The 21,843-nt window shown below is 40.7% G+C and carries 15 protein-coding genes; 4 read left to right on the forward strand and 11 right to left on the reverse strand.

Annotation, left to right across the window (positions count from 1 at the left end; translation table 11 throughout):
• Positions 1-580 precede the first annotated feature (580 nt).
• Positions 581-1,639, forward strand: a complete 1,059-nt coding sequence (locus tag HWQ40_RS18135; RefSeq protein ID WP_292780082.1) for a glycosyltransferase — start codon at positions 581-583, stop codon at positions 1,637-1,639.
• A gap of 109 nt (positions 1,640-1,748) precedes the next feature.
• On the opposite strand, the gene HWQ40_RS18140 is transcribed toward HWQ40_RS18135, so the two are convergent.
• Positions 1,749-2,405, reverse strand: a complete 657-nt coding sequence (locus HWQ40_RS18140) for a hypothetical protein (RefSeq protein WP_292780083.1) — start codon at positions 2,403-2,405, stop codon at positions 1,749-1,751.
• Positions 2,406-2,848: 443 nt separating this feature from the next.
• Positions 2,849-3,676, reverse strand: coding sequence for an ABC transporter permease (locus tag HWQ40_RS18145; protein ID WP_292780084.1), 828 nt, complete (start codon positions 3,674-3,676; stop codon positions 2,849-2,851).
• A 356-nt stretch (positions 3,677-4,032) separates the two neighbouring features.
• Between HWQ40_RS18145 and HWQ40_RS18150 the strand changes: the two genes are divergently transcribed.
• Complete coding sequence (locus HWQ40_RS18150; protein WP_292780086.1) at positions 4,033-4,572, forward strand: DUF3172 domain-containing protein; 540 nt, start codon at positions 4,033-4,035, stop codon at positions 4,570-4,572.
• 132 nt (positions 4,573-4,704) lie between these two features.
• Here the strand turns inward: HWQ40_RS18150 and HWQ40_RS18155 are convergent, their stop codons facing one another.
• Complete coding sequence (locus HWQ40_RS18155) at positions 4,705-5,469, reverse strand: DeoR/GlpR family DNA-binding transcription regulator (protein ID WP_104906232.1); 765 nt, start codon at positions 5,467-5,469, stop codon at positions 4,705-4,707.
• A 305-nt stretch (positions 5,470-5,774) separates the two neighbouring features.
• On the opposite strand from HWQ40_RS18155, the gene HWQ40_RS18160 reads away from it, so the two are divergent.
• The gene (locus HWQ40_RS18160) at positions 5,775-7,694 is read left to right on the forward strand and encodes a transketolase C-terminal domain-containing protein (RefSeq protein WP_292780088.1); all 1,920 of its coding nucleotides are present in this window, start codon (positions 5,775-5,777) and stop codon (positions 7,692-7,694) included.
• A 203-nt stretch (positions 7,695-7,897) separates the two neighbouring features.
• Here HWQ40_RS18160 and HWQ40_RS18165 read toward each other — a convergent pair whose 3' ends face one another.
• From HWQ40_RS18165 to HWQ40_RS18190, 6 genes are all read right to left on the reverse strand, one after another.
• Positions 7,898-8,734 (reverse strand): AMIN domain-containing protein, encoded by an 837-nt coding sequence (locus HWQ40_RS18165; RefSeq protein WP_292780090.1) that lies wholly within the window; start codon positions 8,732-8,734, stop codon positions 7,898-7,900.
• A gap of 107 nt (positions 8,735-8,841) precedes the next feature.
• Complete coding sequence (locus HWQ40_RS18170) at positions 8,842-9,324, reverse strand: hypothetical protein (RefSeq protein ID WP_292780092.1); 483 nt, start codon at positions 9,322-9,324, stop codon at positions 8,842-8,844.
• Between the two features lie 4 nt (positions 9,325-9,328).
• Positions 9,329-11,518, reverse strand: coding sequence for a cation:proton antiporter (locus HWQ40_RS18175; RefSeq protein WP_292780093.1), 2,190 nt, complete (start codon positions 11,516-11,518; stop codon positions 9,329-9,331).
• A 439-nt stretch (positions 11,519-11,957) separates the two neighbouring features.
• The gene (locus tag HWQ40_RS18180) at positions 11,958-13,244 is read right to left on the reverse strand and encodes a cation:proton antiporter (protein WP_292780095.1); all 1,287 of its coding nucleotides are present in this window, start codon (positions 13,242-13,244) and stop codon (positions 11,958-11,960) included.
• A gap of 706 nt (positions 13,245-13,950) precedes the next feature.
• The gene (locus HWQ40_RS18185; protein WP_292780097.1) at positions 13,951-14,385 is read right to left on the reverse strand and encodes a hypothetical protein; all 435 of its coding nucleotides are present in this window, start codon (positions 14,383-14,385) and stop codon (positions 13,951-13,953) included.
• Positions 14,386-14,563: 178 nt separating this feature from the next.
• The gene (locus HWQ40_RS18190; RefSeq protein ID WP_292780099.1) at positions 14,564-15,331 is read right to left on the reverse strand and encodes a GDSL-type esterase/lipase family protein; all 768 of its coding nucleotides are present in this window, start codon (positions 15,329-15,331) and stop codon (positions 14,564-14,566) included.
• A 585-nt stretch (positions 15,332-15,916) separates the two neighbouring features.
• Here HWQ40_RS18190 and HWQ40_RS18195 point away from each other — a divergent pair.
• The gene (locus HWQ40_RS18195) at positions 15,917-17,119 is read left to right on the forward strand and encodes an AAA family ATPase (RefSeq protein ID WP_292780100.1); all 1,203 of its coding nucleotides are present in this window, start codon (positions 15,917-15,919) and stop codon (positions 17,117-17,119) included.
• Positions 17,120-17,300: 181 nt separating this feature from the next.
• Here HWQ40_RS18195 and HWQ40_RS18200 read toward each other — a convergent pair whose 3' ends face one another.
• The gene (locus HWQ40_RS18200) at positions 17,301-18,173 is read right to left on the reverse strand and encodes a response regulator transcription factor (protein WP_292780102.1); all 873 of its coding nucleotides are present in this window, start codon (positions 18,171-18,173) and stop codon (positions 17,301-17,303) included.
• A 138-nt stretch (positions 18,174-18,311) separates the two neighbouring features.
• Positions 18,312-20,291, reverse strand: coding sequence for a scytonemin biosynthesis sensor histidine kinase (locus HWQ40_RS18205; protein WP_292780179.1), 1,980 nt, complete (start codon positions 20,289-20,291; stop codon positions 18,312-18,314).
• Positions 20,292-21,843: the final 1,552 nt, after the last annotated feature.

The raw sequence follows: 21,843 nt of genomic DNA on the forward strand, positions 1-21,843 counted from the left end.
TGAAGTACTTAAAACTCAAAAATCAAAAGACTTTTATTCTCTGTTTTGGCTGCTGTGGTGTACTAGAGTTCGATAAGCTAATGAGCATTTAAGTTGCATAAAACCAGGGCTGAAGCCCTTACTACAAGCGAATCAGTCTGGAAAAATGAATGACGATTAGCTTACCAGGGTATTAAGAAATAGAAAATAAGGTTGTAGCAACTTTAAATAGCAGATTCAGTCTTCAGAATTTTGAAGTTTTACCCCGATTTATCGAGCCGTTACTGAATAAGTCTTTAAGCTAAGGAACTGGTTAGAAGCGCTCTTAGGTGAATTCTAATAATAAATTTACCATAGCTGTTGGTTTCGACTTCGCTCAACCAACTGAGCAATCGAGAGTTGAGTGTTCGCGTAGCGTCTCGCAGAGAAGTCAAAACTCGTCAACAGAGGTATTTTTTTAATCAGAAATCACCTTAATCAGTAGAAAGTGGTCAATTTTACGAACTACTGACTAGTTTTGAGTTGTCAGTGAATATCTCAATAATTCTGTTGATTTATACCCAGTTACTTATCTTTATTTTTTATACACATCTCAAAGATTATGCGAATCATACATATTTTGAACCACGTTCAAGAAATAGGTAACGGTATTGTGAATGTAGCCGTGGATCTGGCTTGTCTACAGGCAAAATCTGGTTATCAGGTAGCGGTTGTTTCTGCTGGTGGTGAATACGAGGCTTTACTAGATATTTGTGGTGTCAAACATTACCACCTAGATCAAAGCCGGGAACCGATAAATACGATTAAAGCAGCTATACGTTACCGAGCGATCGCAGCTGAATTTCAGCCGGATATTGTTCATGCCCACATGATGACAGGGGTAATATTAGCACGTATTTTTAAAGGAAACAAATATGTTTTAGTTTCTACAGTCCACAACGAATTTCAGCGTGCCAGCCTGCTGATGGGTTTAGCTGACAGAGTAATTGCTGTCAGTCAGGCTGTACGTGATTCTATGATTAGGCGTGGTATTCAAGAAAACAAGTTGCGGGTGGTATGTAACGGCACTTTAGGCAGTCCCCGCACCCGACAGATACAAGATTATCAACCTTTACCATTACAGCATCCAGCGATCGCCACTGTAGCCGGAATGTATCAACGCAAGGGAATTGCTGAGTTAATTGCTGCCTTTGAACAAATTGCCTCAGATTTTCCCCAAGCCCATCTTTATTTGATAGGAAATGGCCCTGATAAACAGCTATTTGAGGCACAGGCACAAGCAACTTCTGTAAAAGAACGCATTCATTTTGAAGGCTTCCAACCGGAACCTCAACGCTATTTGATATCTTGTGACATATTTGTGCTGGCTTCCCACCGTGACCCTTGCCCTTTGGTACTTTCGGAAGCTAGAGAAACTGGAACTGCGATCGTCGGTACTCAGGTAGACGGGATTCCTGAAGCTTTAGACAACGGGCGAGCAGGTCTTTTGGTGCCAGTAAAAGATAGTCATGCTTTAGCTGGGGTTTTAGTGCAATTACTGAGTAATTCCGAGATGCTACAAGAGTGGAAGCAGCGGGCAAAGAAAAACCTAGAGAGGCTGAGTGTTGCCCGCGTCCATCAGGAAACAATGACAGTGTATCGTGAGTTAATTACAGAATGAGGGCATTGGGCATTGGGCATGGGGCATGGAGAAGAAGCAGAGGTGCAGAGGGGCAGAGGGGAAAAACTTACTGCCACTTCTCCCTTGCTCCCTTGCTCCCCTGCTCCCCTTAACAGAGCGATCGCTTTAGTTTTAAAGCTACGCCTAAAGCGCCAAAGGCCAGTACACCCAAAATGTTAGTTGATTCAGGAACAGCGGTGTAATAAGCAGCCACTCTGATCGGCCCATCTTTATCTTCCTGCTCTGCTGGAATTGGCAGAATGATTCCAGCACCTGGCGCTAGATTAGGCAGGGTAGCGAATGGATTGTAAAACAGAGTTCCATTTGGGATGACGCCACCACTGAAAGTGATAGTACTACCAGCAATGTTAATGTCTGTAAAAATATCCTTTAGATCGGGGTTAGCAGAGTTACCAATCTTCCCATCTCCATTAACATCTCCCCATTGCACTGGTTCATTCTCAAATGGTGGAGTAGAATTCGGATTACTATAGGACAGCGTTTTTAAATCAAAGACCAAGCTGTTTATATCGTAACCAGTGGCATTTAGAAAGTTATTAGCTACATCTGGAACACCATATTCTATTACTTGCCCTGGTAGATAGTCTGTAAGAGTTCTTGGTTTTTTTGCGTCGAGTACATCTTGATTTTTAGTCGTCACAATGGGTTCTACAAAGATGACGGCTCTTGCTGGTGTCCATGACAAAAAACTAATTCCTGCTGCTCCGAGAACAGACAAGGCTATTTTTGTGGCAATTCTAGTCATATTTGTGTCCTTTGGATATTGATTAACAGAGTGCTATACCGCATGGTTTAAATCAAACAGCAAAAACCCACTTTTCAACTGCTATCTACCTTCTAGATAAATAGTGGTCAATGTGTGCTTGCTCACTGAGTTGATATCTACTCATAGGTTGATTTATAAAGCAATTCTTGTAATGCTTTATCACGATAACTAGTAATTTCACGCAATCTTTATAAAAAATCTAAATTAGAACTTATGCATTGACAGATTAGACAAAATGTGAATCATAAGTAATTATCCTGACTCTTAATGAACTATGGTTCATTGCTGTCTTAACGGGATGCTACATAGCAGGTTTGAGATGAAATGGTTAGTCGCCTACCCCGATGGATCAAGCTGACGCAGCATCGGGAAAAAGTTTTACAGAAAATTCAACAGTTAAAGCACAGGTTGTAATAAAGGCTTTAATCTTGTTGATGAGCAAATTTATAACCACCCCACAGAGCAAGAGCGATCGCAACTACCAGCAAAATCGGTACACTGTACCAAGGAAACTGAGACAAGGGTAGATGGGCAACTGCACGCAATCCAATGCTGGCGTAGGTTAGTGGCAGCAGGTAAACTAAAACTTTGAGAGCCGCCGGTAGTGTAGCAGGGTCAAAGAAAGTCGCTCCTAAGAAGGACATGGGGATAATGATAAAATTATTGTAAAGTCCGACTGATTCGAGCGATCGCACACTCAACCCTACAATCACCCCTAATCCAGCAAATACCGCACAATTCAGCGCCACTAACAGTAAAAATAGTGGGTTGAGAAAATTCCAGTTTCCTGTCAACAGCAGCGCTACCAAAATCACGGAACCGGAAGTCATCAAACCCCGCACGACTCCCGCCAGCATTTTACCGATGTACAATGCTAAGGGATGTATGGGAGTTAACAATAGTTCCTCAAAGGTTTTGGTAAATAGTCTGTCTCCACAAATTGAAAATGTCGTTCCAGCAAAGCTAACTGTCATCGACGACAGCGCCACCATTCCCGGTAATATAAATTCCAAATAGTTGTCATAGTTACCACTAATTCCTGAACCGGGTTTGATGGAACTACCCAAACCCAAGCCAAAAGCTAAAATATATATCAGTGGCGATATTAAGCCTGATGCAGCAACTGGTAAGATTCTCACGCGTAAATCTAACCAATCTCCCCAAAAAATAGTCAGACTATCAGCCAGGAAGATTTGAAGTTGCGAAGTTTTGAACCTCTTGCCCGAAGGTAGCGCTCTTTGAGATGTCACGTGCTTTCAATTACTTATTAAAATTTCATTAAGTGTTAATTTACATTGTTTTACACATCAATTGCTAGGGGTAACAAAAATATCTCATCCTAAAAATTGAAAATTAACAACAAAAGTTAGATAGTTTAAGCATTCTGACTAGATTAATTGTGAAAACTAAATTAGCTATATCTGATAACAATTAAAAGTATTAAAATTTTGTCCCAATATCTAGATAAACTAGTATTTTTCTCATTTAACAAGAAGATCGCAGAGAAAATCACAGGCAATTACAGTCAAGAATAGGCATACTGAAAGAGGGAGAAAAAACTTTAGACCACTCCCTCCCAAATTGGCGTGAAGGTGATTAAGCAACAATGAGACGTAAATCTACTGGTAGATCGGCTACTACTTCTAAACCCTCTATTTTCCAATCCCCTCTATTTAACTTCACCACCATCGCAATTATGGGAGGGGTGTTGATTTTGGGAATTGGGATTGGCATTGCTTTTAGTTCTACAACCACATTGGCTCCATCAAATGTAGCTTCCCGTGAATTTATAGACACCAAAGCACCAAACCCTGAAATTTGTGTGCAGTACGGAGCCAGCGCAATGGTGATGGACGCTAGACTGTTCGTCACTCTCAACCCCTTCAATGTCTATGTTGCCCAGCCTAGTATGCGTCCTGGATGTGTGATCCGACAAAATAACTGGGCGCTTTTAGAGCAACGCAAGCTGGTGACATCCGATCAGGTTAGAGATTGCAAAAATCGTCTGAACACCTTTGGTTTCACAGGTAACTTGGACAGTGACAAACCTGATATTAGATGTATATATCAGAATGAAGCTGCTCAAAACTTCTTCACCGCTCAACCGGGAGCAGTTGGAACACCTCAAGAAACGGATAGATTTTAGATTTGGGCATGGGGCATGGACAAGAGGCAGAGGTGCAGAGGTGCGGAGGGGCAGAGGGGAAAGACTTACTGCAACATCTTTCTTACTCCCCTGCTCCCCTGCTCCCCTGCGATCGCATCTGCCTTCATCAGATCATTCGTACTCATCACGTATAATTGTTAAACCTAAAGCTTTGTAGGCACTCAGCATATTATTAGATACTGTTGGTGCAGTTACTAAGTAAGTCAGGGCATGAATAGACTCCACTAGATAAGGAGCAGCTGTGTCTAATTTTTCTGCTGTCACTAATCCTACTACCTCAGCCGATCCAGCAATCATCGCTCGTTTGACGTGGGCTTCGTCTAGATTAGGTACACTAATCCCAACTTCTGGATGCAAACTGCAAACTCCCAACATGCACAAATCTGCACGAATCATCCGTAATGTCTCAATTGTGACAGTACCCACGTTCACTAAGGCTTTTTTGTAGAGTTGTCCACCTAACATCACAACCTCTATATGGGGATGTTCTGCTAAAGCAACGGCGATTGGTGGACTATTTGTGATCACTGTTGCGTGCAAATCTAGGGGCAAATGACGGGTTACTTGAAGAGTTGTTGTACCTCCGTCTAAAATCACCACCTGTCCTGTACAAACTAATTTTGCTGCTGTCCGAGCGATCGCTTCCTTTTCTTTTGGCGCTTGCTTTTGGCGATCGGCATAACTGGCGGTGGCTGGAGATTTAAGGAGCGCTCCTCCATGAACGCGTTGCAATAGTCCGGTTTCTGCCAGTTCTCGTAAGTCCCGCCGAATCGTATCCTCAGAAACCTTGAGAACAGCACTAAGTTCTGTCGAAAGTACCTTTTTATCACGACGCAGAATTTCTAAGATGAATTGTCGTCGTTCAGCAGTTAGCATAATTAATTTTCCTGAAATTGCGTTTTTGGACTTGAAATTGCGTGTTTGTGAGTTTATACTTATTGATATGCAAGTTTTTGTACGGTAATCCGTAACTTCAATTGAATTCAAGCACATTCACGCACAATTGAATGTATTGATTTTGGCATTTGATGAAATCACATGGTTCCACAACGGTTCCAAGTGCTTGACTTGAGCTTGGGAAATGTTTGAATAATTGTTGCCCAATGAGGGTTTTAACAATTTTTTTTAGTGCGCTCATGTGTCCCGTTTGTTCAAATTGTTTTTTATTCAATCAATAAACCATGACTATTATGAATACCCAATTTCCAATTGATCTCGGTGCTTACAAACCTTTAGCGCTCAATCCCGCAAATTCCAGCCTCACTGCTGAACAGCGAGAGACTCTCAAAGCGAATATTCAACTCTGCCGGGATGCGATCGTCTTTTTTACAGCGACTGGTGCTGCTAGTGGAGTCGGCGGTCATACTGGTGGGCCATACGATACAGTGCCAGAAGTGATGATCCTCGATGCCTTTTTCCGGGGAGCATCGGAGCAATTTGTACCGATTTTCTTTGATGAGGCAGGACATCGAGTTGCCACTCAATATCTGATGGCAACATTGCATGGTGATTTACCTGCCGAGCAACTTTTACGTTATCGGCAAGCACATTCCAATTTACCGGGACACCCGGAACTAAAACTAACTCCTGGTGTGAAATTTAGTTCTGGCCGCCTGGGTCATATTTGGCCTTACATCAATGGTGTAGCAATAGCGAATCCAGGCAAGGCTGTTTTCTGTCTCGGTTCTGATGGATCGCAGCAAGAAGGCAATGATGCCGAAGCTGCTCGCTTGGCTGTTGCTCAACATCTCAACGTCAAGCTGCTCATTGATGACAATGATGTCACGATCGCCGGACATCCTTCTAAATATTTACCTGGTTTTAGTGTCGCCAAAACCTTAGAAGGTCACGGTTTGAAGGTTCTTCAGGGAGACGGGGAAGACTTAGACGATTTATACCGTCGCCTGAGCGAAGCTGTGAATACTCCCGGAGCGATCGCTCTAATCAATAAACGCCCGATGTGTCCTGGTATTGAAGGTTTAGAAGGTTCCATTCATGGTCATGATGTAATTCCTGTAGATTTAGCAGTTAAGTATCTAGAATCTCGCGGACAAACTGCGGCTGTCGAATACCTTAAAAGTATTGAGAAACCCAAACAAACATATACGTTTCTGGGTTCTGGTGACAAATGGGGCGCTAACCGTAGTGTGTTTGGTGAAGCCGTGGTGGGTGTCCTCAGTCGCATGAGTGAGGCGGAGCGTAAAGAAAAAGTCAAGGTTATTGATAGCGACCTAGAAGGCTCCTGCGGTTTGAAGATAATTCATGAAACATACCCAGAAATATTTATTTCCTCCGGCATTATGGAACGGAGCAACTTCTCTGCTATGGCCGGATTCGGCATGGACAAGGGCAAGCAAGGTATTTTTGCGACTTTCAGCGCCTTCTTAGAAATGTGCATCTCAGAAATCACAATGGCACGGCTGAACTATTCCAATGTTCTGTGTCATTTTTCCCATGCGGGTATAGATGACATGGCAGATAACAGCTGCCACTTTGGTTTGAACAATATGTTTGCCGACAATGGCTTGGATGATGGCTACCCGACACAGTTGTACTTCCCGGCAGATAATAATCAAATGACAGCTTGTGTAGAAGCTGTGTTTTTTGAGCCTGGACTGCGGTTTATTTTCTCCACCCGTTCCAAAGTGCCCAACATTAAGGACAGCAACGGCAATGACTTCTTTGGAAGTGGCTACAAATTTGTTCCTGGTAAAGATGAGGTTATACGAGAAGGGACACAAGGCTACATTATCAGTTTTGGCGATGCTCTCTACCGTGCCGTTGATGCTGTAGAGCGTCTTAAGCAAGAAGGGTTAGACGTTGGTTTAATTAACAAACCAACTTTAAACACTATTGATGAAGAAATAATTACCAAAGTTGGTAATGCTCCTTTTGTGCTTGTAGTAGAACCCTTCAACCGTCGCACTGGCTTAGGCAGCCGTTTCGGCTCTTGGCTACTAGAGCGGGGGTTGACTCCCAAATATGCCCATCTTGGAACTTATAAAGAAGGTTGCGGCGGTTTGTGGGAACAATACCCATATCAAGGTATCGATCCAGTCGGCATCATCAACAAGGTAAAGGAGTTAGTTGGAAAAAAATAATTCATTTATTAGGGCATAGCGCATAGCAAATGGGGCATTGGTTCGATTTCCCATGCCCCATCCCCTTCAGGAGTGCTGAGTACGAGCGATCTGATTTTGAAGATGCGATCGCTGGGGAGCAGGGCAGCAGTAAGTCTTTCTTTCCCCTCCGCCCCTCTGCCCCTCTGCACCTCTGCCTCTTGTCCATGCCCAATTCCCTATTTTTATTTAGTTTTGGGTAAAGGTTGACCAAACTCAATGATCTGGGGATCGGGAGCATTGGGGATTGTTGGAACAGGAAATTCCGACATTCCCAAAGGAGGAATGTTATTTAAATTATCGGGTTGATTTGGGAAAGAAGGAGGGGGAAGAATCGAAGCAGGTTGTTGAGAGGTAGAGGATGTATTTGGATTTAAAGGAGGTACGGTGACAAAAGGCTGCCCTGAGTTAGTAGTAATTGTTGAGGGCAGTTCATTGGATGGAGGCGGAACTGTGAGTAAGGGCGATTGTGGATTAGTAGTTACGGATGGGTTACTAGGCGGTTTTTGGAGTGTTTGAGGTTGTTTCTTGGCTGAAGGTGCGGACTTTCCTGGTTTTACGGCAGTAGTTTTACCAGAAATAACCGGACGTAGCACCCAGCGAGTGGAGTTTTTTCGAGAAACGGGTTGCAGTTGTACCTTTTTGGGATTAAAAACAGTCCCTGCTGCTAAATCTAAAACAATACGTGTATCGTTTGCGTTCAGTTGAGAAATGCGAATGCTTTTGATTGCTCCAGAATAATTTTGTTGTGTGGTAACTTTGCCCAACTTAGTATTCGGTAAATCTACAACTAGACGAGAGGGTTGTGCCAAGTAGAAATAACGAGGGGTTGTGCCTGCTGAGAGGGTGATTTCGAGTTGCTGTGTCTTGGGAGAAAAACGCCAATTATTTAGCTTTGCCGCTGGTGTAGCAGCAGTAGTGCAAGTTTCGAGGGCGATCGCTGCATAAAAGCTTAATATACTGATGCTAAATAACTGCTTGCCCCATTGATAAAATTGCTTAGTCTTTAGTCCCTGATCCATTCTGTTTATTTGCTCCATAAAACCCATACAATGCGCTCACATTGCTGTTTACTTCGCGCTTCCAATTCCGTAGACGCGATGAATCGCGTCTCTACCCACTCCCCAATTCAATTAGCTTTTTGAGGCACAGCAGTAAATTTCAGAGTTTGTGGAATACCATTTACGGTTAATTGACCTGTCATGTTACCTTTATCCACAAGTTGCATTTGAATTGTGACTGAGGTTAGAGGATCGTTTTGGGGGCGAGGAATATTACAAAGGATTGATCTACCAACTTTCCCAGATAAATTTAATTGTTGATTTCTGAAGATGCCTGCCAGAGAGTGCTTTTCGTCAGTGTCGGCTTTAGCGTTTGCCGGTAATACAGAGGCATTTAAGTAAATACCTGACTGCTCAATGTTTAACGTCAGGGTATCCGATTTTTCACAGTTAGGCAAATTTTCAGCTAGGGTTAGACGATAGCGACCGTTAACTGGAGGAGGAGCCTTGAGATTGTTTTCTCCGTAAACACTGACAGTTTTAAACAACACTAGCACTGAACTTATTGCTACTCCGTAAAAAGCTAAAGATTTGAAGTTGAAATGATTCATGTTTTCAACTCCTCAATGTTGGTTCTTGACTACTAACATCAGGAAGCATGGAAGCCAGATGAGCGGTGACTTGACTGTAACGGCGGGTGATCAGCAGGGAAGAGGAACATTGAATGGCTAGTTGATCTGTATATCTTCCCAAAGTTTGACGCTCAATACCCCAAGTGCGGCTAGTACCTGCAATTGTCAGGTCTACATTTTTTGAGGCTTCGACTACAGCTTGGATTGGATTTGGAGCTTGGACAATTTTGATTTCGATGCGATCGCGTACACTACTCGGTAATTGCTGCATCATCGTATTTAACTCGTAACTCAATTCATGCTTGAGCTGATTTTCGGGTACAACCTGCAAAACCTGTAACAGACAAGTCTCACGGTTAATTAGCAGTCTCAGAGCTAGTGTTAATGCCAAATCATCATGAATGTTTGCCGAATAAGGCACTAACAAGCTTTCTAAGCGATCGCTTCCCCTGTCCACAAACACTGCAACATCGACTGGCGCAGTAGTGAGCATTTGACCAACTCTTCCACCTAAGCGGTTGCTACTAAAAGCTGGGCGATGCCATCCCACAAGAATTAAATCAACTTGTTTGAGTGCGGCAATCTGTGCGGTTTCCCGTGCAACATTACTAGATATGCGAATGATGGGATGCACATGAGAGCGTGTTTCTACTGGTTCGAGAGTATTAATCAATTCTTCTAATTGCTGCCGACGCAGGGCAATTAATCGGTCTGCTTCAACTGGTGTACTTTCAAAGGCATAATCTTCTTCAAATTCAATCAGGCTCAGAGGGTTAACAACAGCGGGATATCGGGAGTTGAGGGCAATGTTTGCTGCCAACTGTAACAAGCCTTTTTGGGTACTCGGATTCGCCACTGGCACCAAAATTCGGTAGGGACGAATATAAGTTTCGGCATCAGTAGCGCTGGTAGCTGTTTCTGCTTCTAACTCCGGTTCCACCACATCTAACCTGATCAGCTTTTTCGGATATGTCCATTCCAGTAGTGGCGAGGTCATGAAGGTAGTTACCAATGCCATAATTACCAGCATGGTAAATATTAACGGAGAAATTACCCCTAACTCTAAACCAATGTTTAGCACTATCAGTTCGGTTAAACCGCGAGTATTCATTAACCAACCGAGTGCCGAAGCTTCCCGTTTACTAATGCCACTGACACGAGCTGCTACATAAGTACCAACATATTTGCCTGCGATCGCCACTGCTAAAACCAACGCACACAAAAGCCACAATTCGGGACGGTTGAGCAAGCCAATCTGCGTTTTTAAACCACTGTAGGCAAAAAATATTGGCAGCAAGAAAATTAGGACAAAATCTTCCGTTTTCACTGCCAATTCCCGTACTAAATCTTCATTTTTGGGCATGGCTGCTCCCAGCAAAAATGCTCCAAAAATTAAGTGAATCCCAATTAGTTCGGTGATTAGTGCCGACGCAACCACGCCCATATAAATCCCAGCTAGCAGTAATTGGCTGAGTCGTCCCGCACGGAGGTAGTGTTTGGCAAGGCGTTGAAGAAACCAACGACCGGCTGTCAACATCAAGCCGATGTAAACTATACTGGCGATAATTGTAGGTACAGCACCAGCAAAATCACCAGTTCGAGCAACTGCGATCGCTACTGCCAAGAGACACCAAGCTGTGACATCATCCACTGCTGCACAAGTTAACGCCAAAGTTCCTAAACGCGTTCCTTGTAAATTGTTTTCAGTAATGATTCGCGCCAACACTGGAAAGGCAGTAATCGACATCGCCGCCCCCAAAAACAAAGCAAAGGCGGTGAATGATACACTTGCATTAGAAGCTAGGGGATAAAGTATTACCGCTAGCAATGTTCCTAGAGAAAACGGCACCAAAATGCTGACATGAGAAGTTAAAACTGCTACTTCTAATTGGCCGCCGAGGTATTTGGGATTTAGTTCTAGCCCAATCAGAAACATGAAAAATATTAGTCCCACCTGAGACAAAACATTCAGAAAAGGAAAAGTTTCTGGTGGAAACAAGGTAACTGCTAGATGGGGAGCAACTAAACCAAATAAAGATGGGCCGAGCATAATTCCGGCGACAATTTCACCAATTACTAGCGGTTGCTTAATAGAACGGAATCCTAGCCCTACGAGCCGTGAAAGTCCAATAACAATCAGCACCTCAACCAGAACGAGAACAACTATGTGCATGATTTCCTCAAAATTAACTATCTGGTTTCCCTAAGATAATTCTTTAAAAGACAGGGAAATGTCAAGCTTGTTAGATACAAGCAAGAGTAATTCGTGCTTAGTTATTATATTAATTATTGTTACGATGCAGTTGCAGCCGTGAAACATCAATTCTGATGATTTTAAGAGCTACATCTCGAATAACTTCCGAATTGACGATAGCAAGAAAACTAGTTAATCGGTAGTCAGTTTGTAGCGTGCTTAAACGCCACTACAAACAAATTAGCGGTTATATGGCAATCCTATTTGATTTGCTTTCCACTTAGTGGCTTCGATCCCCGACTTATTGAAGAAGCCAGGGATATTTTTATTCATATAATTATTTAGGATTACTAGAGCCAGAGTTAAAGCAGAAAATTTTACCCAATTGCTAGGTAATTAATTTTATATTTAAATCTGCTTAACTAAAAGATTTATCATAACTTGTACCATGCAATAAAAAGGCAATCAGTGGTGATGCCATAAGGGTAGTAATGACTGCCATAATAACCATTATAGTGAATAAAGTTGGGGTAATTATACCTTGTTCTAGACCAATATTGAGGATGATTAACTCCATCAAACCACGAGCATTCATTAAAGCGCCGATAGTTGCAGATTCGCGCCAATTTTCCCCGGCTAATTTTGCAGCTAACATACAAGCGACACCTTTACCGAGAATTGCGATCGCAATAATTAACAGCGTCACTACCCACAAAGTAGGTGTGTTTACCAATCCAATTTGAGTGTTTAATCCAGAGAAGACAAAAAAGATCGGTAACAAAAAAGAAGTAGTTAAAAATTCTGTATATTGGCGAATTTGTTGGGCGAATTCTCCGCGTGGTGTCACTGCTCCCAGCACAAAAGCACCGAATATTGCATAGATGCCTGTGACATCTGTAAACCATGCACAAAACATCAAAATTATCAACATTAAAGTCAGGGTTTGTCTGTTCACACCTTCGCGTTTTGTCATGCGTGTGAACGCTTTCAGTAGAGGTTGTCCGAGAAAAATCGCAAATAGCACATAGCAAATGCCACCACCAATTGCTAATATGGCTATGCTTAGAGAATTTTTCACGCTAGCAAGCACAATCGCTAGCAAACACCAAGCAACTGCATCATCTACTGATGCTGCACCTAAAGCCAAAGTACCGAAGCGAGTTTGTGCAAGACCGCGTTCGTAAAGAATACGAGCTAACATCGGAAAAGCCGTAATTGTCATCGACGCACCCAGATACAAAGCGGCTGACCAAGGCATAACTTTTGGTTGAAAAAAATCGCCATTGTGATAAAACCAAAAAGATGCGATCGCTCCTAAAATAAAGGGAGTGATAATCCCAGCCGCAGATAGCAAACTTGCACTTTTGATATGATGTTTTAAGAGTTTGGTATTAAACTCTAAACCAATCAAAAACATATAAATTACTAACCCAATCTGGCTGATAGCATATAAAATCGACATCGATGGATTGGGTATCTTGAGTCCGACAGCAGTGATGATGGGAAGCTTAGGAAACAACCATTGCTGAAAATCTGGTGCAATCAATCCTAAAAGTGATGGACCTAGCATTACACCTGCGATCATTTCGCAAACAACATCGGTTTGACCAAGATAGCGGCGTCCTAAAATCGTGACAATGCGACAAGTAGTTAAAATAACTGTGAGTTGTAGAAATAGCCGAATAACCAAATCAAAATTTGACATTGCACTTCCTTAATTTGCGTCTCTGCATTGAAGAATCTCCCTAGACTCTAAAGTTTGTCCTGTTTTACTCATATACACCGTATTTCAGGTAAATGAAGTACACATGTAGGGGCACAACATGTTGTGCCCCTACGATTATCTGTACCTAACCAAGTTGCAATCTGCTGTATAACTACTACATCAGCACAAATGCCAATTTTGTAAACATAAGATAGCTGTTTTTAATTTGATGAGATACAACAGGCAATGGGTTGCTTTAGTTTCCAAAGTCATCTTGTTCTTAGGAACGTACACAACTGTACGTCAATACAACATATTGCATCCCAACTAAAACCGCCATATATGATTTTTTATGATTTGTTAATTTGCGATTTATAACCCTTTTCATCTATTTGAAGTACAAATCGGCTGTAGTCACGCACAGATATGCATCCATAGGTGTCAACTTCATCAAAAAGTTAGGTTTAGCAAGAGTTCTAGGGTTGCCCTCATCCTCTAACCCCTTCTCCCATGTTGGGAGAAGGGGAACTGGAGAATTTGCTCCCCTCTCCCAACATGGGAGAGGAGCTGGGGGTGAGGGCAAAACTCATGCAGTCAGGATATTTCAGCTTAAGTTGACACGTATGATATGTCTCCCTAACCTACGGTTTAATTACCTAAAAATTACTGTAATTTTTAATTAAACTAGTTTCGATAATTTGAGATTTTACAACCACTCCCCGCCCCGAAAACGCCAACGAAGGAAGATAATTCTCATCAGGCTTTGGGAACTAATAAAAACTGCTAGCCACACGATGCTATAGTGCAATAAAAAAGCTCCTAGTGAAAGTTCTTCCTTCGGTAAAGGTATTGGTAAAAAGCCAAATAGTTTGACTCCACAAAATATCAATATTAATTCCCATATACCAGCCAAGAGCTGATAAGCTGCGGGCCAATCTCTATCCCAACGAGATTTTTGCAGATAGTCATAAAGCACATCCCAACCTAAACCAAAGATGGCGACATAACCAAGTATCCAAAAATAAACTGAGTTAGCACCAGGGCCAATCCAACCTATTGCAAATGGCAAAGATACAAGTACGCCGACAGTTGCCAGTAATAATAATCGAGTTTGCCAGCGACCTAATAAAGTTGGTGTCATAGGAGTGCTGAGTTAGGAGTTAGGAGTTAGGAGTAATGAATAATATAGAGAAATTAGAGTTTTTATAGATAGATTTTGACTCGCTTCATTAAAAATTCAGGAAGATTGTGGTGCTTTTTGTGAGGATGGCAAATACGATAATATTAGCTAGCCCCAAAGCACCAACACATCTATATTATTAGGAGGGTTTCAGGTGATAATCAAATTTAGAATGGTAAGCTGCATTGGCAAAGTCCATTGTTCGCGTAGCGTCTTGTAGAGAAGGTATGGCATCCCAATTGATTACATCTTCTAACAAAGCTTGATAACCTAGTGTATTGGGATGAAGTCCATCTTCACTCAAGCGTTTGAGTCGCCAAGTTTCACCGCGTTCCATCCATTGCTCAAAAATATCCAAATAGGGAATCTGCCGTTTGCTGCAAGCAATTCGAGTTGCTTCTTTGTAGCGGTACTGGTCGGCATGATTATAGTAAAAACAATCTAAAAATGGCATCTTGGCTTCATCCACTGGCACCATGCCCACAAATAACACAGGACATAGTGGCTGTGCTAAATCTAGCAGAGACGCAATTTCTTTTTCAAATAATGTAAAATCTGTGTAACTTCGACCATCGGGACGCGCCAACCGTGCTGAGTCATTCACGCCTACGGATAAAATAATCAAATCAGGAACACGATTTCGCAGTTCACCCCGGTGGCGAAATTCAACTTCTAGCCTTTGGGCTACTTGTTGGGTGCGATCGCCTCTTACCCCTAAATTATAAAGAATATGACCGGCACTATCTGGCAACATCCACCATCGCCGTAGTTGCTCAATCCAGCCTCCTTTTTCCGGGTCGCCGAATCCATAAATTAAGCTGTCCCCCAGTGCGACAATCTTCATAGGCTGAAAGTGATTTGGTGGTACAGACAGCTGCATTGAGGAAGAAGCGAGAAATGTGTGCATTTAACGACTATATTTTATATCTTTACAAGATTCTATACATTTCTATACCATAGATGGCTATCTTTAGTGTTCAAGCATCTATGGAGTTTTTACTTGTTGATATGGTTGCAAGGTTAATATTCCCGCAGTTGAGCCTCTGTACGATGGGCTACTGCACTTTCACAATCAGCATGAGAATCGGCGCTGAAGACGCTGAGGAAGAGGGAAATCCCGCAAAATTTTCGCCCTTTTGTCATAAATACAAAAGGGCGAAAACTTTATTTTTGGGATCTAGGGAATTCTGCTGGACGATTTTACGGGCGTAACATAAGTCCTCATCTACAGACGGATAGGCAGTGTAGGTACATCAATCGCTAAAAGTAAACACTCACTTACCAATTGGTTTGTCAAAAAAGTTGACGCAAGTAGTTGTTTTGTAATACAGTATGTTACAATAGTAATGAGTTAAATTAAAAAGACTTCCTCAGCAGTAGAGTGGAAATAAAGTTACCATTTGCACGCAATTAGTTGATATTACGAGAAAAAATTTTCAAAACTTCCTACTTAACACAAAATAACTTAATTAACGCTGCATAACCGATAAATATGGATTTTGACTATTTTAGAAGCAATGAAGGCACTCCTACAAATAATACTCGGCAAAGCTTACTTGCTTGCGGTTGGCGACCGTTTAATCGAGAGTTAGACTGGGGATTTTTGTGGCAACTATTGTACAGTGACTCCCGCGAATTAAGTCAAAAAAGTTTGAATTTGGCAAGTAATGTTGCTGATGTTTTAGGACGAAATAATTATGCTTGGTGGGCTAATTTATTAAGTGTTGTATCTGATAATACCCGCTACGAAGTTGAAAAGTTTTGGAATTACATCACGCCAGATCCTCAATCACCAGATCATCGCTACAAAGATGTTTTGAGTACGGAAACGCCTATTGTCCAATTTGTCAGTCGTAGTAGTATTCCCATTGATTATGTTCTTAATCGACTGCAAGAAATTACTGTACTGCGAGTTTTAGGTGTGTTGGGTAATCCTGATATTATTACCCAGTATTACTCAGAAAGAGACTTTTATTTTCCTATAGATAAATTTGTTAGCTGGGAACGCTTAGACGTTATTAATACTGTTTACGCTTACTGGTCTAAGTATGACATTTGGTTGCAAATTGATCCCTACGATCGCGGGCGACGACAATATAGTTTAATGGCGAAAAATCTCGCGCCACTAATTAACAAAGCAACTTACGACTTAGCCGTGATGCTGAGTGGATATCAAAGTCGTGTAGGCAAAGTTCATAGTCAATTTAACATTCGGACATTTCCCGCAGATATCCAAAACTTTACTGATTCTGTACAGCAAGCGATTTTAAATCAAAACCAGCTAGCGGTTGTTGTACATGGACAACCAGGTACTGGTAAAACAGTCTGGACACAGGCAGTAGCAAAAGAAATTCTTGTACCTTTAGGGTATGTAATTTTTATTTTAGATCATGATGCGATCGCTAATTTTGTCCCCCCGACTTACATAGAGCGTATTTGTATCGTTATTAACGAAGCTGATAATCTAGCGCAAAATCGTGCTTCGGAGGTAGCCCAATACAATAACAAAACCGAACACATTTTGAGTTTGCTAGATGGCACTTTGTATCAGAGTGTAATTGATGACTCTGGTATTCAAATGCAGCAACGGTTAGTTATTTTGATGACTTGTAATACTACTGAAAGATTAGATCCAGCCATGCTACGTAAAGGTAGGGTGGATTTAATATATGAGTTTACACAACTATTTGTATAAGGAGGCAGGGGGCAGAAGGCAGGAGGAAACTACGCTTAAAAGCGTGGGATTGGAGCAAGGACATCTTGTGTTTCGTGGCACTTTCCGCTCCACACAAATCTTTTTATATTAATGTAGCGCTATACCCATAAATTCAGTTTTTATTAATACTTTTTTCTCCTGCCTCCTGCCAAATCCACTTTTACCAAAGTGTAACCTGTTTTTGCGATACAAGCTGATGCTCTTTGCGCCAAGCCTGGGGAGGTAAACCGTGATGTTGGCGAAACTGGCGGGAGAAATGAGACACATCCTGATAGCCCAATGCTTTCGCTATCTTCTCGACTGTCTCATTATTATTTTGGAGTAAAAAACAAGCTTCCGCCATCCGGCGTTTGACAATCCAGCAGTTTACAGTCTCTCCACTTGTCTCCTTTACTCGGTTAGTTAAGTAAGCAGGTGAGTAACCAACAGCAACAGCCACATCACATAAAGTAATTCCTTGATGATAATGAGCTTCGATAAAGTCGAAAACTTCTTTTAATTGCGGAATGTAGGGAAAGATTGACTTAGAAGAAATGTTGACTTCTCTATCAGAGGCGACGGCAACACCAGAAGCGATCGCTGTAGTATTATCTGTAAATACTGATTTTGCAGCTTTCTCGAATTGAATATTGCACCAGTATTGGAGAGTAGCTTGCTTTTCCAAGCGACTAGCGATCGCTCTGAGCAATTCGTCTAGTGTCGAGGGTTTGGTAAGATAATCATCTGCTCCCAATTCCATAGCTTTGCGAACATCTGCTTTAGTACTACTGCCAGTCAGAAAAATGAAAGGAATAATTGCTGTTAGAGGATCTTGGCGTAGGGTACTTAAAACGCTATAACCATCCATATCAGGCATCGTGATATCGCAAATTACTAAGTCGGGTATATCCTTTTGTGCCTGTTGGATACCAACACGACCGTTTTGAGCGCCTATCATATCAAAACCTTTAGCCTCAAGACCCTTTAAATAAAGATTGCGGGTAACGCTATCATCTTCAATAACGAGAATTTTCTTTGACGATTCGTACATCATTTTCTATTACCATAAATTTTTGGAGAAGCTAATTACTAGACTCTTTGGTGAGTATCTAAGTAGGAATGAAATTAATTAACTCGTTCCGAGAGTTATGATTGTTAAGTTTTTAATGAACAACTATCTTCATTTCAACACTCATAACTCGGAACAGGTAAATTCTGATTTGATTAATGGCAGCATTACAGTAAACGTAGTGCCGACATTAACTTCACTTTCTACAGAAACTTGACCATGATGTAAATCCACAAGAGTTTTAAGAATCGATAGTCCTAGTCCAGTACCAGGTATATGATCGATATTACTACCACGGTAAAATGGCTCAAATATTCGTTGTTGATCTACTACTGAAATACCGATCCCTCTATCTTTTAGCTGGAAAATTATTTTTTCGTTTTGGCAAGATAGTTCTAAATTAATTGCCAGATTCGAGCGAGAATACTTAATCGCGTTATCAAGCAAGTTCTTCAAAATTGGCTCTAACAGTTTTTTATCTATATAGGCTGTTAGAGAGTTATCTTGACTTACAAAATTGATTGGATTTTGGCTACTACTCATCTGCATTTGTGCAACTAAATTCTGACAAAACTGAACTAACTCAAGCGGCTTTGGTTCAAAGTTTAATTTTGCTGCTTCTGCCTTAGAAAAGAACAAAATATCATCCAACATCAGGCTCAGTTGCTCAGTGGCTTTTTGAATGTGATCGAGTAATGGTTGAATTTTCTTCTGTGTACGTTTGTCTACTTCTTCTTTAAGTAAACTATTAGAAAATGAAACAATATTCAGCGGAGTTCGGAATTGATGGCAAACCATAGCAAGAAAACGCGCTCTAAGGTCGCTAAGTTGTTTGGCTTGTTCTAAAGCTTGGTTAAGACCTAATTCTGCATATTTGTAATCGGTAATATCGATACCTGCAATCAGTTCCACTTGGTTTCCCCCAAAATCCAGTACTCCATCAAGCTTGGCAACCGCACAGGCTAGCCAGCGCTCCGTGCCATTTTTTGTTAAAATATTCATCTCTTGGTATTCAAAGTCAGCGGCTTCATCCTGATTGCGTACCTGCCTGCGTTTTTTGCTCTTAATCAGTCGACGAAGATCGAAACCTGTTAGCAGTTCCTCTTTTGTATAGCCAGTGAGTTGCTCTACTGCTGGATTTATGTAGCAAAGCCGCGTACCTTGAATCAGAAAAGTGCCGGCATCTGTCGTTTCTGCTAAAGTCCGAAATCTAGTTGCGTTCAGTCGTAATGCTTCTTCAGTCTGTTTCGATTCAGTAATGTCCCAAATACTCCACACTCTCCCAATAATTTTGCCCTCAAGCAATTGAGGTTTAGAATAGTGCGCGAAAACTCTCCCATCTTTCAACTCTAAAATATCATAACTCTCAAAATCAGATTGGCTAGACACTTCCCAAATCAGCCGACTAAAAGTTTGTGGATCTTTAAGTTGGCTCTCAAAAAAGGCTTTGCATCGAGGACATTTCTTAGATAGTATTAGGGACTCTGGGATCTGCCACATATCCACAAATTTCTGATTCAAGCTCAGAATATCTCCCTCAAAGTTAACTGCAACAATACCAATGGCAGTAGACTCAAGAGTAGAACGAAGTAAAGAAAGAGATGTTTCTAGTTCTACTTCTTTTGCCTTTACTTGAGAAAATTCTTGTTGCAAATTATCTTTGGCATCTCTTAATTCATGAGTCCACTTTTGGACGCTTAATTCTACTATTTCATCAGTTTTCTCACGAGCAAAGGCACAGCCAAATTCCATATCTTGATGTTTTACATAATTCATAGATATTTCTACCAGAAATATCCGACCTCTTTTTGTCCGATAGCGAGATTTAAAGGTAAAGGAACCCTGGGAGTTAATATCTGACCAATTGTGCAGAGAAAAATCTACATCTATATCATGCAGACTCATAGAAAGTAATTCCTCACGGGAATACTCAGTCATCAGGCAAGTGGCATCGTTGACGTAAAGAAACTGCGCGTTTGCTCCTAAACAGAAGGCAGCATCTACAGCATGATTTATTAGGAAGTGAGCAAACTTCATCTCTATTTCTGGTTGTAGTGCCCATTGATTATTTGATCTAGCTAGTGTATATTCGCCAGAATTCATATTCATACTTTCTCCTGGTAATCAATCAGCACCATGCCCATTAATGAGTTAATAGTCATAACTTACTAAAATCTGTGGTGTACTGTTCGGCTGTTAAAAAATAAAATTAGTTAGTAAATTAAAAAATATTACTACTTATCTTAACAAAACTTATCATATCACTAAAATGTGAATTATTGAACCAAATTTTTATAAAAAAAAACTAAATGTTTAAAAAAATTGACTATTGATTTAAACATTTTATAGCCACACAAAATTTAGACAAATCAAATCCAGATTAGTCAATAAACCTTATTAGACAAGAGTTAAAAACTCTTAATCTATAAGTAGAAAAGATATTTTGAATTTAAATTAGCCCTGCATCAAAACTAACTAAATGGTTCACCAACCTAAAATTACTGGGTTTCTACTGGGAAAAGTTAAAGGATAAAAATCTTTCTTTATCCTTTAACTTTTCCCTCGTCAAGGAATTTAGCGAACTATTATAGTACATTGTGGCAGAAGTTTGCCTACCTTTAACCAGTTGCTTGAGTAGAGACAATTCATGAATTGCCCTTATTTGTCTGGTTAATTGAGATGGTAGTTGGATTTACTGCGGTACTAGTGTAGAGTCGTTTGATTTTCAACATAAACGCGATGTGCAGTGCTGGGTCTCGCTTAAATGAACAAATTTCACTCATCAACTTATTTGCTTAATTTCTCTTAACATTCTTTCTCATGTATCTAACTATAGCAGAATATGCTGAGTTATCTGTCGTAAGAAGTACAATTATATTGAAAAACTACGTATATTTTTACGTATAATATTGTGTTTGTTTTGTCATAAAAAACATTCTATTCTCATACTAAGTATTTACTGCTGGATTTTATGTCATAAAAAATATATTTTATAAAGTAATTACATAGCAAACGCTTTGTCATCTCTCAAAGGAAATATAAAAAGTTAAAAAATAATGTCTTTCTCGTTACAAATAATTGACCCAAAAAGTTTTTGGTGGCAATATAAAGACCGCTAAATCGTCTCATGCTTTAATTCTGATAAAAAGTTGTATAAGTCTTAAAGCAAAAGAATTGACAACCAAATCAAAAGATTTTCTATTGCAAATTTGATAATGTACCGCTTCTGCGATCGCAAAATATCAATCTTTCAGAACGACTAACTTGGAAATGTCGCAATCACCATCAAAACGAAAGAATTGACACCTACATCAAAAGATTTTTCATTGCAAATTAGGTTTTCATCATAATAATCACCACAAGCTAAGAACCTCGCCAGGCGGTTTATTAAGTAGATCGGTACTATTAAACTTAGCTATATGAAGCTTTGTAAAGATTCTGAGACACCCTTAACTTCGGGTTAATTGCAAGTTTATACACTTTTGCACCATTTAGTTTTTCGCCGCTAATCTACTTAAAATACTGTAGTCATCACCATAGAAGCGAAAAATTTGACACCCAAATCAAAAGATTTTTGATTGCACAACCGTCTTCGCCTCCTTTATTCTTGTCATAAGAAGCACAGCCTCAACTGTTGTATGCTTTCGGTAAAAAT

Source organism: Nostoc sp. NMS9, assembly GCF_017114995.1.
GTDB lineage: Bacteria > Cyanobacteriota > Cyanobacteriia > Cyanobacteriales > Nostocaceae > Nostoc.

Excerpts from the sequence above, each read along its gene's own strand:
- HWQ40_RS18135 (WP_292780082.1), top strand. The coding sequence starts at position 581 with ATGCGAATCATACATATTTTGAACCACGTTCAAGAAATAGGTAACGGT.
- HWQ40_RS18140 (WP_292780083.1), bottom strand. The coding sequence starts at position 2,405 with ATGACTAGAATTGCCACAAAAATAGCCTTGTCTGTTCTCGGAGCAGCA.
- HWQ40_RS18150 (WP_292780086.1), top strand. The coding sequence starts at position 4,033 with ATGAGACGTAAATCTACTGGTAGATCGGCTACTACTTCTAAACCCTCT.
- HWQ40_RS18155 (WP_104906232.1), bottom strand. The coding sequence starts at position 5,469 with ATGCTAACTGCTGAACGACGACAATTCATCTTAGAAATTCTGCGTCGT.
- HWQ40_RS18160 (WP_292780088.1), top strand. The coding sequence starts at position 5,775 with ATGACTATTATGAATACCCAATTTCCAATTGATCTCGGTGCTTACAAA.
- HWQ40_RS18165 (WP_292780090.1), bottom strand. The coding sequence starts at position 8,734 with ATGGATCAGGGACTAAAGACTAAGCAATTTTATCAATGGGGCAAGCAG.
- HWQ40_RS18170 (WP_292780092.1), bottom strand. The coding sequence starts at position 9,324 with ATGAATCATTTCAACTTCAAATCTTTAGCTTTTTACGGAGTAGCAATA.
- HWQ40_RS18175 (WP_292780093.1), bottom strand. The coding sequence starts at position 11,518 with ATGCACATAGTTGTTCTCGTTCTGGTTGAGGTGCTGATTGTTATTGGA.
- HWQ40_RS18180 (WP_292780095.1), bottom strand. The coding sequence starts at position 13,244 with ATGTCAAATTTTGATTTGGTTATTCGGCTATTTCTACAACTCACAGTT.
- HWQ40_RS18185 (WP_292780097.1), bottom strand. The coding sequence starts at position 14,385 with ATGACACCAACTTTATTAGGTCGCTGGCAAACTCGATTATTATTACTG.
- HWQ40_RS18190 (WP_292780099.1), bottom strand. The coding sequence starts at position 15,331 with ATGCACACATTTCTCGCTTCTTCCTCAATGCAGCTGTCTGTACCACCA.
- HWQ40_RS18195 (WP_292780100.1), top strand. The coding sequence starts at position 15,917 with ATGGATTTTGACTATTTTAGAAGCAATGAAGGCACTCCTACAAATAAT.
- HWQ40_RS18200 (WP_292780102.1), bottom strand. The coding sequence starts at position 18,173 with ATGATGTACGAATCGTCAAAGAAAATTCTCGTTATTGAAGATGATAGC.
- HWQ40_RS18205 (WP_292780179.1), bottom strand. The coding sequence starts at position 20,291 with ATGAATTCTGGCGAATATACACTAGCTAGATCAAATAATCAATGGGCA.